This is a genomic window from Streptomyces sp. NPDC051563, from assembly GCF_044454225.1.
Classification (GTDB): Bacteria; Actinomycetota; Actinomycetes; order Streptomycetales; family Streptomycetaceae; genus Streptomyces.
In genome coordinates, this window is the sequence record NZ_JBITDL010000030.1 from 42,494 (window position 1) to 54,991 (window position 12,498).

Here is a 12,498-nt window from a genome sequence, read left to right on the forward strand (position 1 = left end):
CGGCAAAGAGCCCCGTCCAGACACTGGACGGGGCTCTCGCCGTGGCGACACCAGGACTGACCGAAATCAGTCCCTCAAGCAGTCATGCGTACTGCGTGATTCATGAATGAAGCGCGTGAAGCCGTGTTGCGGGAGATCAGTGGTGGCCGTGGCCGCTCTGGATCTCCTTGTACTCCTCGACCGTGGGCTTGGGGATCTGGTTGTTCTCCCCGTAGTAGCCCTTGCTCAGCTTGGCGCGGAGCTTCTCCAGCGGCTTCACCTTGCGCTCGACACCGTTCTCGTCGACCGTGGGGCCGATCTCGGCGGGCTCGTACTGGTCGTACGAGGTGAGCGTGTGCAGCTTGCCCTGCGAGAGCGGCTCGTGGACCTCGACGAACTCACCGTGCGGCAGGCGCTTGATGACGCCGGTCTCGCGACCGTGCAGCACCTTGTCCCGGTCCCGGCGCTGGAGTCCGAGGCAGATCCGCTTGGTGATGATGAACGCGATGACCGGACCCACGAAGAAGGCGATGCGGGCGAACCAGGTGATCGAGTTGATCGACAGGTGGAAGTACTGCGCGAACATGTCGTTTCCACCGGCGATCAGCAGGATGACGTACCACGTCAGCCAGGCCACGCCGAAACCGGTACGCGTCGGCACGTTGCGCGGACGGTCCAGGATGTGGTGCTCGCGCTTGTCCCCGGTGACCCAGGACTCGATGAACGGGTAGACCGCGATCACGACGAGGACGAGCGGGAAGATGACCAGCGGGATGAAGACACCCAGGACGAGGGTGTGGCCCCACAGGTTGATCTCCCAGCCGGGCATGGCACGGATCAGGCCTTCGGAGAAGCCCATGTACCAGTCGGGCTGCGCACCGGTGGACACGTGGTCCGGGCGGTACGGGCCGAGCGCCCAGATCGGGTTGATCGAGGCGATCGCCGAGACGGCCGCGATGACACCGAAGACCAGGAAGAAGAAGCCTCCGGCCTTGGCCATGTAGACCGGGAGCAGCGGCATGCCGACGACGTTCTTCTCCGTCTTGCCGGGGCCCGCGAACTGGGTGTGCTTGTGGTAGAAGACCAGGATCAGGTGGGCCACCAGCAGGCCCATCATGATGCCGGGCAGCAGCAGGATGTGCACCGAGTAGAACCGGCCCACGAAGTCGCCGCCGGGGAACTCTCCGCCGAAGAGGAAGAACGACAGGTACGTGCCCACGATCGGCACGGACAGCATGGCGCCTTCCATGAAGCGCACACCGGTGCCCGAGAGCAGGTCGTCCGGCAGGGAGTAACCGGTGAAACCGGTGAACATGCCGAGGACCAGCAGCAGGAAGCCGAAGACCCAGTTGACCTCGCGCGGCTTGCGGAACGCGCCGGTGAAGAACACGCGCATCATGTGCACGAGCATCGCCGCGATGAAGATCAGCGCCGACCAGTGGTGGATCTGCCGGATGAGCAGGCCGCCGCGGACGTCGAAGCTGATTTCCAGGGTCGACTTGAAGGCCTCCGACATCGCCACACCCTGCATGGGGACGTAGGAGCCGTCGTAGTGCACTTCGTTCATGCTCGGGTGGAAGAACAGCGTCAGGTACACACCCGTGAGGATGAGGATGATGAAGCTGTAGAGGCAGATCTCACCCAGCATGAAGGACCAGTGGTCCGGGAAGATCTTGCGCATGTTGGCCTTGGCGAGGCTGTAGATGCCCAGCCGGCCGTCGGCCCAGTCGGCTACGCGCTCGCCGGCCGGAGCCTTGCGCTCTTTGGTCTGTGTCGCAGTGCTCATCCGCGCTCCCAGAATGCAGGACCGACGGGCTCTTCGAAGTCGCCGAGCGCCTCGAGGAAACCTTCGTCATTCACGCCGATCCGCAGCTGCGGGAGCGCGTGACCAGCCGGGCCGAAGATGACTCGGGCGCCGTCGGAGAGGTCGAAGGTGGACTGGTGGCACGGGCAGAGCACGTGGTGCGACTGCTGCTCGTACAGGCTGATCGGGCAGCCGACGTGGGTGCAGATCTTGGAGTAGGCCACGATCCCGTCGTGGGACCACTCCAGTTCCTTCTTGTCCTTGATGTTCTCCGGCTGGATGCGGACGATCATCAGGGCGGCCTTGGCGATCTGCTGCTGGAAGTCGTGGGCGTCCTCCTCCAGGCCTTCCGGCATGGCGAAGGTCAGCGAACCGACGACGACGTCCTCGGGACGGAGCGGCTCCATCGTGTTCTGGTTGATGAGCATCTTGCCCTTCGCCCAGATGGTCTTGCGCAGCTTGTCCTCGGGCAGCGGGCCCAGGTCGCGCAGGATCACGACGGCGGAGAGCGGCAGCAGGGCCAGCGCGCCGAACATCGTGTTGCGGATCAGCGGGCGGCGGCCGATGGCCGACTCGCGCGCGCCGTCCGCGAAGTCCTGCATGACCTGCGCCTTGACCTCGGCCGGGGCCGCGATCTCGTGGCGCTCGGCGGCGACCTCCACGTCGGACATCAGGGTGCGGGCCCAGTGGACCGCGCCCGCGCCGATGCAGAAGAGGGCTGCGCCGAGGCTGATGCCGAGGGCGAAGTTGAGAGCGCTCACCTTCCCGATGGGGAAGATGTAGACGATCTTGTCGACCGGCAGGATCACGTACGAGGCGATGAAGGCGACCGTGGCCAGCATCGACAGCGTGAACAGCATGGCCACCGTGCGCTCGGAGCGCTTCGCGGCCCGCTCGTCGATGTCCTGGATCCGAGGCCGGTGAACCGGCAGACCGGGGTCGGCGAACGGGTCGTCCGCCACTGCCACGGCACCGTGGTGCGCGTCGCCCTGCTCGCTCGGCAGGTGCTTCTCTTCGGGAATGTCTTGGCTACTCATGACTTCTTGGCCTTAGCGGTGTGGGCCGCGACCCAGACGGCGACAGCGATCAGCGCACCCAGTCCGAAGATCCAGCCGAAGAGACCCTCGGAGACGGGGCCGAGGCCACCGAGCTTGAGGCCACCGGGGTTGGTCGACTTCTCGCCGTTCACGTGCTGGAGGTACGCGATGATGTCCTTCTTCTGCTTCTCCGGCATGGTGCTGTCGGGGAAGGAGGGCATGTTCTGCGGGCCGGTGAGCATGGCCTCGTAGATGTGCTTCGGCTCGACGCCCTCGAGGTTGGGGGCGTACTTGCCGTTCGTCAGTGCGCCGCCCTCACCGGTGAAGTTGTGGCACTGCGCGCAGTTGTTGCGGAACAGCTCGCCACCCTTCGCGATGTCGGCACCCGCCGGGTCGTACTGCTTCCCGGTCGGCGTGATCGGGCCGGCTCCGAGCGACGAGATGTACGCGGCGAGCTGGTCGGCCTGCGCCTGGGTGTAGATGACGGGCTTCTTCGGCACCTGGGCGCCGGGCTGCTGGGCGGGCATACGGCCCGTCATCACCTGGAAGTCGACGGCAGCGGAGCCGACGCCTACCAGGCTGGGGCCGTCAGAGGAACCCTGACCGCCGGTTCCGTGGCAGCTTGCGCAGCCGACGGCGTAGAGCTTCTGGCCCTCCTCGATGGCGAGGGACTGGACGGTTTCGTCGGCCTTCGCAGTGCCCGCGGGCGCGAAGGCGCTGTACAGCCCCCCGGTAACCGCCAGCGCGAAGAGTAGAACGACGACCGCCGCCAGCGGATGGCGTCGTCGTGCGGAGAGCTTTTTCACGGATTACCCCGGTGTCAGGATCTTCTGCGTCGGTGTGTCTGGATGGAGTGCCGGGTCGGGCCCGGCGACGTGTTCGCTACTTGATCAGGTAGATCGTTGCGAAGAGGCCGATCCAGACGACATCGACGAAGTGCCAGTAGTAGGACACGACGATGGCCGACGTGGCCTGTTCGTGGGTGAACCTCTTGGCCGCGTACGTCCGGCCGAGGACCAGCAGGAAGGCGATGAGACCGCCCGTCACGTGCAGACCGTGGAAGCCGGTGGTCAGGTAGAAGACCGAGCCGTACGGACCGGACGAGAGGCTCATGCCCTCGTGCTTGACCAGCTCGGTGTACTCGAACACCTGGCCGCCAATGAAGATCGCACCCATGACGAACGTGATGATGAACCACGTCCTGAGCTTCTTCACGTCACCGCGCTCGGCGGCGAATACGCCGAGCTGGCAGGTGAGCGAGGAAAGCACCAGGATCGTCGTGTTCGTCGCCGAGAAGGGCAGATTCAAGGCCGAAGCCTGTTCTGTCCAGTACTCGGCGCCTGTCACTGATCGCAGGGTGAAGTACATCGCGAAGAGGGCCGCGAAGAACATCAGCTCGGAACTCAACCAGATGATGGTTCCCACGCTGACGAGGTTCGGCCTGTTGACCGTCGGGTGCGCGTGCCCGGTATCTACTGTCGTTGCTGTCGCCACGACCGACATTATGTCGGTCCCTTATCCCGCCCTCACCCCGGGGGGTGCCGTTCGGAGTGTCAGGGGCGTGTGCAAGGCCCGAACGGCCCATCAGATCGCCCTTCGGACGCCTGTCGGACATCCCTCGGGCGAGGCTGTGCGAACCGATGTTGACACCGGGTCGGACGGAGTAGCATCCCGCGCAACATCAACGTGATTCACGGGACACGTGGAGGAACGAAATGCGGGCGACTGCGCGGGTTCTGGTCTACAGCGACGACGCGGGCACCCGGGAGCAGGTGCGGCTGGCGGCCGGGCGCAGGCCGGCCGCCGACCTGCCGCCGGTGGAGTTCCTGGAGTGCGCCACGCTGCCGGCCGTCCTGAAGGAACTGGACGCGGGCGGCATCGACGTGTGCGTGCTGGACGGCGAGGCGGTTCCGGCCGGGGGCATGGGGGTGTGCCGGCAGATCAAGGACGAGATCTTCCAGTGCCCGCCCGTGCTGCTCCTGATGGGCCGTCCGCAGGACGCCTGGCTGGCCACCTGGAGCCGCGCGGACGCCGCGGTCACCCTTCCGGTGGATCCGGTGGACTTCGCGCAGGCCCTGGCGGGTCTGCTGCGCGCCCGGCTCTCCCCGGCGGCGTAGCGGGGCCTGTGCGCCCCGCACGGCCCCTTAACGGCGCATACCGGGGCACGGGCGCCCGTACGGTTCGTACGGGCGCCCGTGCCCCGGCTGTGGCTTCTCCCGGCGCTCCAGGCGCTCCCGGCCCGGTGGTTACACCTGCGGGCGCAGGCGCGCCTGGTCGACCGGGCTGCGCCCCTCCTGGGTGCCCTTGAGGAGGGCGCTGCCCTCGCGCCAGTCCTTCCAGTCCATGTTCCAGTCGCCGTAGCCGTTGCCGAAGGTGTCCATGTCGTCGCCGATGCTGTTGATGACGCGGACGATGTCGCCTTCGCTGATGTTCTCGTAGAACCAGGCGGCGTTGCCCGTGCTCATGCCGGTGCAGCCGTGGCTGACGTTCTCGTAGCCCTGGGAGCCGACGGACCACGGCGCGGCGTGGACGTATTCACCGCTCCAGGTGACGCGGGTCGCGTAGTAGACGGGCAGGTTGTAGTACTCGCTGCCGCCGATGCCGACCGTGTCCCCGCGCATCTGGACGTAGTACTGCTTGCCGAGGACCACCTTGACGCCGTTGCGGGTGGAGAAGCCCGGCTTTCCGGTGGTCACCGGAATGGTGTTGATCACTTCTCCGTTGCGCTTGAACGTGAGGTAGTGCGAGGAGGCGTCCGTGGTGACCTCGACGCGGTCGCCGATCTCCAGCTTCAGCGGCTTGGAGGCGGCCCCGTGCAGGTCATCGGAGATCTTGACGCCCTCCAGGTTGCTCCGTACGGAGACCGTGGTGTTGGCGGGCCAGTACTCCTTGGGCCGGTAGTGGAGCTTCTTGTCGTCCACCCAGTGCCAGGCGCCCACGGCTTCCGGCGGGGCGTCGACGACCAGGCCCCGCTCGATGACGGCGCGGGCGGCCTTGTCCTTGACGGGCTCGTTGAGTTCGGCCGTGAGGGGCTGTCCGACGCCGTACTTGCCCTCGTCGGGGCCGAATTCGACCTTGAGGACCTTCTGGGCCGGGGTGGTGTCGAAGGTGAGCGTGCGCTGCCCGGGAGCGCCCCGTTCGTCCTCGGTGCTCACGAGGACGGTGTAGCGGACGCCTGCGGCCATCGGGACGGTGCTGTGCCAGCGGTCGCCGGAGGCGGACAGCTCGCCCGCCAGGCGGCGGCCGTGGGTGTCCACGGCGCTGACGTCGGTGATCCGGCCGTCACCGCTCTTGCGGGTGACTTCCAGGGGCTTGTCCGGGTCGACCGGGCGACTGCCGGAGGGCTGGTTGAGTACGACTTGGTCGCCCGCGTCGTAGGGGCGGGCTGACAGCGGGTTGTCATCGCCCGACCCGCATGCGGTGGCGCCGGCCCCGAGGGACGCGACCAGCAGGGAGCAGCCGATAACCGTCCAAAGACGCGGTGACTGGTTCATGGAGCCAACGCTATGAAGATATGACAATTACTGCGCGCGGGGTGACTGCAAACGAGGGGCCCGGACTCCTCCATTGGAGGAGTCCGGGCCCCTGGTCTGATGCTGCGGCCGCTGCGGGAGCGGTCACGCGGGTGCGGCTACTGGTTCTGGTTCTCGCCGCGGTAGTACTCGTACACCCAGCCCCACAGACCCACGAGGATCAGCGGCGCCGAGAAGTACATCAGCCACCAGCCGAAGACGACGCCCATGAAGGCGAAGGCGCCACCGATGGCCAGCGAGAGCGGCTGCCAGCTGTGCGGGGAGAAGAACCCCAGCTCGCCCGCCTCGTCGGCGACGTCGGCCTCCAGGTTGTCCTGGGCCATCTGGTCGACGCGCGCGGCCGTGAAGGCCAGGTAGTAGCCGATCATGGCGCTCAGGCCGAAGGCCAGCGCGAGTGCCGTGGTGCCGACCGGCTCCTTGGACCACACGCCGTACACGACGGTCATGATCAGGATGAAGGCGGCGAGCCACAGGAACATCCTGCCCTGGATCTTCACTTGCCGGCCTCCTTGCCACCAGCGACGGCCTTGGCGGCCACGGAGTGGTCCTCAAGGTGGTCGAGGGCCGCGATCTCGGGGTGGTGCAGATCGAATGCCGGGGATTCGGACCGGATCCTCGGCAGGGTGAGGAAGTTGTGCCGCGGCGGCGGGCAAGACGTCGCCCATTCGAGCGAACGGCCGTAGCCCCACGGGTCGTCGACCTCGACCTTCTTGCCGTACTTCGCCGTCTTCCAGACGTTGTACATGAACGGCAGCATCGACAGGCCCAGCACGAACGAGCTGATCGTCGAGATGGTGTTCAGCAGGGTGAAGCCGTCCGCCGCGAGGTAGTCCGCGTAACGACGCGGCATGCCCTCGGCGCCCAGCCAGTGCTGCACCAGGAAGGTGCCGTGGAAGCCGATGAACAGCGTCCAGAAGGTGATCTTGCCGAGGCGCTCGTCCAGCATCTTGCCCGTGAACTTCGGCCACCAGAAGTGGAAGCCGGCGAACATCGCGAAGACCACGGTGCCGAAGACGACGTAGTGGAAGTGCGCGACGACGAAGTACGAGTCGGAGACGTGGAAGTCCATCGGGGGCGAGGCCAGGATGACGCCGGTCAGACCACCGAAGGTGAAGGTGACCAGGAAGCCGATCGTCCAGAGCATCGGGGTCTCGAAGGACAACGAGCCCTTCCACATGGTGCCGATCCAGTTGAAGAACTTCACACCGGTCGGAACCGCGATGAGGAACGTCATGAAGGAGAAGAACGGCAGCAGCACACCGCCGGTGACGTACATGTGGTGCGCCCACACGGTCACCGAAAGGCCGGCGATCGAGATCGTCGCGGCGATCAGACCGATGTAGCCGAACATCGGCTTGCGCGAGAAGACCGGAATGATTTCGGAAACGATTCCGAAGAATGGCAACGCGATGATGTACACCTCTGGATGGCCGAAGAACCAGAAGAGGTGTTGCCATAGCAGCGCGCCGCCGTTCGCGGCGTCGAAGACGTGCGCACCGAACTTGCGGTCCGCCTCCAGTGCGAAGAGCGCGGCGGCCAGCACCGGGAAGGCGAGCAGGACCAGGACACCGGTCAGCAGCACGTTCCAGGTGAAGATCGGCATGCGGAACATCGTCATGCCGGGGGCGCGCATGCAGATGATCGTGGTGATGAAGTTGACCGAACCGAGGATCGTGCCGAAGCCGGAGAAGGCCAGACCCATGATCCACATGTCGGCGCCGATGCCCGGCGACCGGACCGCGTCCGACAGCGGGGAGTAGGCGAACCAGCCGAAGTCGGCGGCACCCGAGGGGGTGACGAAGCCGGCCACCGCGATGGTCGAACCGAAGAGGTACAGCCAGTACGCGAACATGTTCAGCCGCGGGAACGCCACGTCGGGCGCGCCGATCTGCAGCGGCATGATCCAGTTCGCGAAGCCCGCGAAGAGCGGGGTGGCGAACATCAGCAGCATGATCGTGCCATGCATGGTGAACGCCTGGTTGAACTGCTCGTTCGACATGATCTGCGTCCCCGGACGGGCCAGCTCGGCGCGCATGAAGAGCGCCAGCAGACCGCCGATGAGGAAGAACACGAACGACGTCAGCAGGTACATCGTGCCGATGGTCTTGTGGTCGGTGGTGGTCAACCACTTCACGACGACATTGCCCGGCTGCTTGCTCCGTACCGGCAACTCGTTCTCGTACGAGTCGGCCTCGGCACCCTGAGGCTGGTTGAGGATGCTCACAGTTTGTTCACCTCAGCATTGCGGGCCGGGTCGGTCTGCTTGATGCCGGCCGGGAGGAAGCCGGTCTGACCCTTCTCCGCGAGCTCCTTCAGGTGCGCCTTGTACGCCTCCGGGGAGACGACCTTGACGTTGAAGAGCATTCGGGAGTGGTCGACACCGCAGAGCTCGGCGCACTTGCCCATGAAGACGCCCTCTTCGGTCGGGGTGACCTCGAAGACGTTGGTGTGGCCCGGAATGACGTCCTGCTTGAACAGGAAGGGGACCACCCAGAAGGAGTGGATGACGTCGTTGGACGACAGGATGAAGCGGACCTTCTCGCCCTTCGGCAGCCAGAGCGTCGGGCCCGGGTTGCCGGTCTCTTCGTTCCGGTCGCTCGGGACGCCCTTGGTGTAGACGCCTTCGGCGCCCGCCGGGAAGTCCTTGGTGTAGCGGTCCGGAAGGGAGGCGAGTTCCTTGGGAACCTCACCCGCCTTCGGGGTGGCCGCATCGCCGTCGACGTCCTCGACGTAGTTGAAGCCCCAGCTCCACTGGAAGCCGATCACGTTGATCGTGTGCGCCGGCTTGGCGGAGAGGGAGAGCAGCTTCGACTCGTCACGCGCGGTGAAGTAGAAGAGCACCGAGACGATGATGAGCGGGACCACGGTGTACAGCGCCTCGATGGGCATGTTGTACCGGGTCTGCGGGGGAACCTCGACCTTGGTCCGGCTGCGCCGGTGGAAGATGACGCTCCACATGATCAGGCCCCACACGAGGATGCCGGTGATCAGAGCGGCCGCCCAGGACCCCTGCCACAGGGAGAGGATGCGAGGCGCCTCTTCAGTGACCGGGGTGGGCAATCCGAGGCGGGGGAAGTCTTTCCATGTATACGAGCAACCAGTGGCGGTCGCCAGGACCACGCCCGCAGTCAGCGCCTGCAGCAGCTTCCGCCGCATCGGGCGCCGCGGCGAGCGGTCGGAGCCGTAGGGACTCACGTAGCGCCTTCCCGAGAGTCTCGGCCCGCGCGGCCGGCCGCGGCCGCATTCGGGTCGGTCGCCGGCCCTGACGCAGGCAGGGGTTTGGATGTTTATGCGGACCAAACCCTACTGGACGCTATTTGGGGTCGCGCGGGGAGGGTGCCCAACGCGCCGTTACTGACCCCGAAGGGATGGATCCGCCGTACGGGGGACGGCCCAACGTGCCCCGAATGGCGGCGTTCCGGCGGCATCTGACGGGCCCTGACCTCGACGCCGGGCCCACCGGTCGCGGCCCTGGCCCGGCGGCCGGTTAGCGTGACCGGATGCCGTACTTCGACACCGCGTCCGCCGCCCCGCTGCACCCCGTGGCCCGGCAGGCGCTCCAGGCCTCCCTTGACGAAGGCTGGGCCGACCCGGCCCGGCTGTACCGCGAAGGGCGCCGGGCCCGGATGCTGCTGGACGCGGCCCGGGAGGCGGCGGCGGAGTCGGTGGGCTGCCGCCCCGACGAGCTCGTGTTCACTCCTTCGGGGACGCACGCGGTTCACTCGGGCATGGCCGGGGTCCTGGCGGGCCGTCGGCGCGTCGGCGGGCATCTGGTCGTATCGGCGGTGGAACACAGTTCCGTACTGCACGCGGCGGAGGTCCACGCCGCGGGCGGCGGGCGGGTCGAGGAGGTCCCGGTGGACCGGTTCGGCCGGGTCTCCCCCTCCTCCTACGGGGAACTGATCGGGCCCGCCACCGCGCTGGCCTGCCTCCAGTCGGCCAACCACGAGGTGGGCACCGTCCAGCCCGTGGCGGAGGTGGCCGAGGTGTGCGCCGCCGCCGGGGTGCCGCTGCTGGTGGACGCCGCGCAGTCGCTGGCCTGGGGGCCCGTCCCCGGGAACTGGTCCGTGCTGTGCGCGAGCGCCCACAAATGGGGCGGCCCGGCCGGGGTCGGCCTGCTGGCGGTCCGCAAGGGAGTGCGCTTCTCCCCCCAAGGCCCCGCCGACGAAAGGGAGTCGGGGCGCTCCCCCGGTTTCGTCAACCTCCCCGCGGCGGTGGCGGCGGCGGCCTCCCTGCGGGCCGTACGGGCCGAGGCGGAGGCGGAAGCGGCCCGCCTGCGGATCCTGGTGGACCGGCTGCGGCGGCGGGTGGCCCGGCTGGTGCCGGACGTGGAGGTGGTGGGCCATCCCGACCTCCGGCTCCCGCACCTGGTCACCTTCTCCTGTCTCTACGTGGACGGGGAGACCCTGCTCCACGGCCTGGACCGGGCCGGCTACTCCGTCTCCTCCGGGTCCTCCTGCACCAGCTCGACGCTGACGCCGTCCCATGTCCTGCGGGCCATGGGGGTGCTGTCGGAAGGGAACGTACGGGTGTCTCTTCCCACCGGTACGACGGCGGCGGAGGTCAACGGCTTCCTGGAGGTGCTGCCCGGGCTGGTGGCGGGGATCCGCGAGCAACTCGGCGCGGCGGAAACGGTGATGGCCGCGGCCGGCCCGGAGGCGGAATCCCTGGAACTGGACGCCCTCGGCCTGCGGTGTCCGCAGCCGGTGATCGAGCTGGCCCGGGTGATCGGGCGGGTGCCGGTGGGGGGGACGGTCACGGTGCTGTCCGACGACGAGGTCGCCCGGCTGGACATCCCCGCGTGGTGCGCGATGCGCGGGCAGACCTACGTGGGCGAGGCCCCTCGTCCCCTCGGTACCGCGTACACGGTCCGCCGGGCGGTCTGACCCGGCGGGGGGGCCCGGGCTGCCCTGCGGGGGCTGTCCCCTACCCACCCTTCCACCGTTCCCCGGGCTCTGCCCGGACCCGGTCCTCAAACGCCGGACGGGCTGGATTTTCCGGCTCCGCCGGGAAAATTCAGCCTCGCCGGCGTTTGAGGCGCGGGGTCTGGGGCGGAGCCCCAGGGAACGGGCGAAGGGCGGGTAGGGGACTTCGCCCCGCGCAGCGGCCAAGGGTGCTGCGGGGACTTCGCCCCGCAGGGCCGGGCAGCCCGGGCCGCGAGGGGCTACGCGGGCAGGTGGGACTGGACTTCCGCCGCCGCCTCGTCGCCGTAGGCCTTCATGAAGCGCTCCATGAAGTGGGCGCGGCCCAGGGTGTACTCCTGGGTGCCCAGGGTCTCGATGACGAGCGTGGCCAGCATGCAGCCGACCTGCGCGGCCCGCTCCAGGCCGACGCCCCAGCCCAGCCCCGTCAGGAAGCCCGCGCGGAACGCGTCGCCGACGCCGGTCGGGTCGACCTTCGCGGTCTCCTCCGGGCAGCCGACCACGATCGGGTCGTGGCCGACCCGCTCGATGCGGACGCCGTTCGAGCCGAGCGTGGTCACCCGGGTGCCGACCTTCGCCAGGATCTCCGCGTCGGTCCAGCCCGACTTCGCCTCGATGAGGCCCTTCTCGTACTCGTTCGAGAAGAGGTACGTCGCGCCCTCCATCAGGGTGCGGATGTTGCCGCCGTCCATCCGGGCGATCTGCTGGGAGAAGTCCGCCGCGAAGGGGATCTCGCGGGTGCGGCACTCCTCCGTGTGGCGCAGCATCGCCTCGGGGTCGTCCGCGCCGATCAGGACGAGGTCCAGGCCGCCGACCCGGTCCGCGACCGACTTCAGCTCGATCAGGCGGGCCTCGCTCATCGCGCCCGTATAGAAGGAGCCGATCTGGTTGTGGTCCGAGTCCGTCGTGCAGACGAAGCGCGCGGTGTGCAGGACCTCGGAGATCCGCACGGACTGGGTGTCGACGCCGTGGCGGTCGAGCCAGGCGCGGTACTCGTCGAAGTCGGAGCCGGCGGCTCCGACGAGGATCGGCCGGGCGCCGAGCTGCCCCATGCCGAAGCAGATGTTCGGGCCGACTCCGCCGCGCCGCACGTCGAGGTTGTCGACGAGGAAGGAGAGGGAGACCGTGTGCAGCTGGTCCGCGACCAACTGGTCGGCGAAGCGGCCGGGGAAGGTCATGAGGTGGTCGGTGGCGATGGAGCCGGTGACTGCGATACGCACGGC

Annotated in this window: 11 protein-coding genes; 2 read left to right on the plus strand and 9 right to left on the minus strand. The window is 67.8% G+C overall.

The genetic code is table 11. The features are described 5' to 3' along the window. Positions 1 to 136: 136 nt before the first annotated feature. The 4 genes from ACIA8F_RS30175 to ACIA8F_RS30190 form a co-directional block, all read right to left on the minus strand. Positions 137 to 1,765, minus strand: a complete 1,629-nt coding sequence (locus tag ACIA8F_RS30175) for a cytochrome bc complex cytochrome b subunit (protein ID WP_399383495.1) — start codon at positions 1,763 to 1,765, stop codon at positions 137 to 139. Beyond that, entirely contained in the window at positions 1,762 to 2,820 is a 1,059-nt protein-coding gene (locus ACIA8F_RS30180; RefSeq protein WP_399383497.1) for a Rieske 2Fe-2S domain-containing protein, read from the minus strand. Before ACIA8F_RS30180 ends, ACIA8F_RS30175 begins: the two co-directional genes overlap by 4 nt. Then, the gene (locus ACIA8F_RS30185) at positions 2,817 to 3,626 is read right to left on the minus strand and encodes a c-type cytochrome (RefSeq protein WP_399383499.1); all 810 of its coding nucleotides are present in this window, start codon (positions 3,624 to 3,626) and stop codon (positions 2,817 to 2,819) included. The genes ACIA8F_RS30180 and ACIA8F_RS30185 overlap by 4 nt, the downstream gene beginning before the upstream one ends. Before the next feature lie 76 nt (positions 3,627 to 3,702). Next, positions 3,703 to 4,323, minus strand: coding sequence for a heme-copper oxidase subunit III (locus tag ACIA8F_RS30190; RefSeq protein WP_008738823.1), 621 nt, complete (start codon positions 4,321 to 4,323; stop codon positions 3,703 to 3,705). A 212-nt stretch (positions 4,324 to 4,535) separates the two neighbouring features. Between ACIA8F_RS30190 and ACIA8F_RS30195 the strand changes: the two genes are divergently transcribed. Continuing rightward, positions 4,536 to 4,937 (plus strand): hypothetical protein, encoded by a 402-nt coding sequence (locus ACIA8F_RS30195; RefSeq protein WP_250742508.1) that lies wholly within the window; start codon positions 4,536 to 4,538, stop codon positions 4,935 to 4,937. Between the two features lie 129 nt (positions 4,938 to 5,066). Here ACIA8F_RS30195 and ACIA8F_RS30200 read toward each other — a convergent pair whose 3' ends face one another. The 4 genes from ACIA8F_RS30200 to coxB all read right to left on the minus strand — a co-directional run bounded on the left by ACIA8F_RS30200 (position 5,067) and on the right by coxB (position 9,548). Next, positions 5,067 to 6,314 (minus strand): Ig-like domain-containing protein, encoded by a 1,248-nt coding sequence (locus ACIA8F_RS30200; protein ID WP_399383501.1) that lies wholly within the window; start codon positions 6,312 to 6,314, stop codon positions 5,067 to 5,069. A gap of 137 nt (positions 6,315 to 6,451) precedes the next feature. Next, a complete protein-coding gene (locus ACIA8F_RS30205; protein WP_389433978.1) occupies positions 6,452 to 6,850 on the minus strand; it encodes a cytochrome c oxidase subunit 4 in 399 nt (132 codons plus the stop codon). Then, positions 6,847 to 8,577, minus strand: coding sequence for a cytochrome c oxidase subunit I (gene ctaD, locus ACIA8F_RS30210; RefSeq protein WP_383952640.1), 1,731 nt, complete (start codon positions 8,575 to 8,577; stop codon positions 6,847 to 6,849). Before ctaD ends, ACIA8F_RS30205 begins: the two co-directional genes overlap by 4 nt. Beyond that, positions 8,574 to 9,548 carry a cytochrome c oxidase subunit II gene (coxB, locus tag ACIA8F_RS30215; RefSeq protein ID WP_399383504.1) on the minus strand — a complete coding sequence of 325 codons (975 nt, stop codon included), beginning with the start codon at positions 9,546 to 9,548 and terminating at the stop codon, positions 8,574 to 8,576. Before coxB ends, ctaD begins: the two co-directional genes overlap by 4 nt. Before the next feature lie 305 nt (positions 9,549 to 9,853). Between coxB and ACIA8F_RS30220 the strand changes: the two genes are divergently transcribed. Continuing rightward, complete coding sequence (locus ACIA8F_RS30220) at positions 9,854 to 11,239, plus strand: cysteine desulfurase/sulfurtransferase TusA family protein (protein ID WP_399383505.1); 1,386 nt, start codon at positions 9,854 to 9,856, stop codon at positions 11,237 to 11,239. A gap of 278 nt (positions 11,240 to 11,517) precedes the next feature. On the opposite strand, the gene ACIA8F_RS30225 is transcribed toward ACIA8F_RS30220, so the two are convergent. Continuing rightward, entirely contained in the window at positions 11,518 to 12,495 is a 978-nt protein-coding gene (locus ACIA8F_RS30225; protein ID WP_399383506.1) for a carbohydrate kinase family protein, read from the minus strand. Positions 12,496 to 12,498: the final 3 nt, after the last annotated feature.

What these genes read in the sequence shown, in the direction of transcription:
- ACIA8F_RS30175 (WP_399383495.1), bottom strand. Translation starts at nt 1,765, where the DNA reads ATGAGCACTGCGACACAGACCAAAGAGCGCAAGGCTCCGGCCGGCGAG.
- ACIA8F_RS30220 (WP_399383505.1), top strand. Translation starts at nt 9,854, where the DNA reads ATGCCGTACTTCGACACCGCGTCCGCCGCCCCGCTGCACCCCGTGGCC.
- ACIA8F_RS30195 (WP_250742508.1), top strand. Translation starts at nt 4,536, where the DNA reads ATGCGGGCGACTGCGCGGGTTCTGGTCTACAGCGACGACGCGGGCACC.
- ACIA8F_RS30180 (WP_399383497.1), bottom strand. Translation starts at nt 2,820, where the DNA reads ATGAGTAGCCAAGACATTCCCGAAGAGAAGCACCTGCCGAGCGAGCAG.
- ACIA8F_RS30190 (WP_008738823.1), bottom strand. Translation starts at nt 4,323, where the DNA reads ATGTCGGTCGTGGCGACAGCAACGACAGTAGATACCGGGCACGCGCAC.
- ACIA8F_RS30200 (WP_399383501.1), bottom strand. Translation starts at nt 6,314, where the DNA reads ATGAACCAGTCACCGCGTCTTTGGACGGTTATCGGCTGCTCCCTGCTG.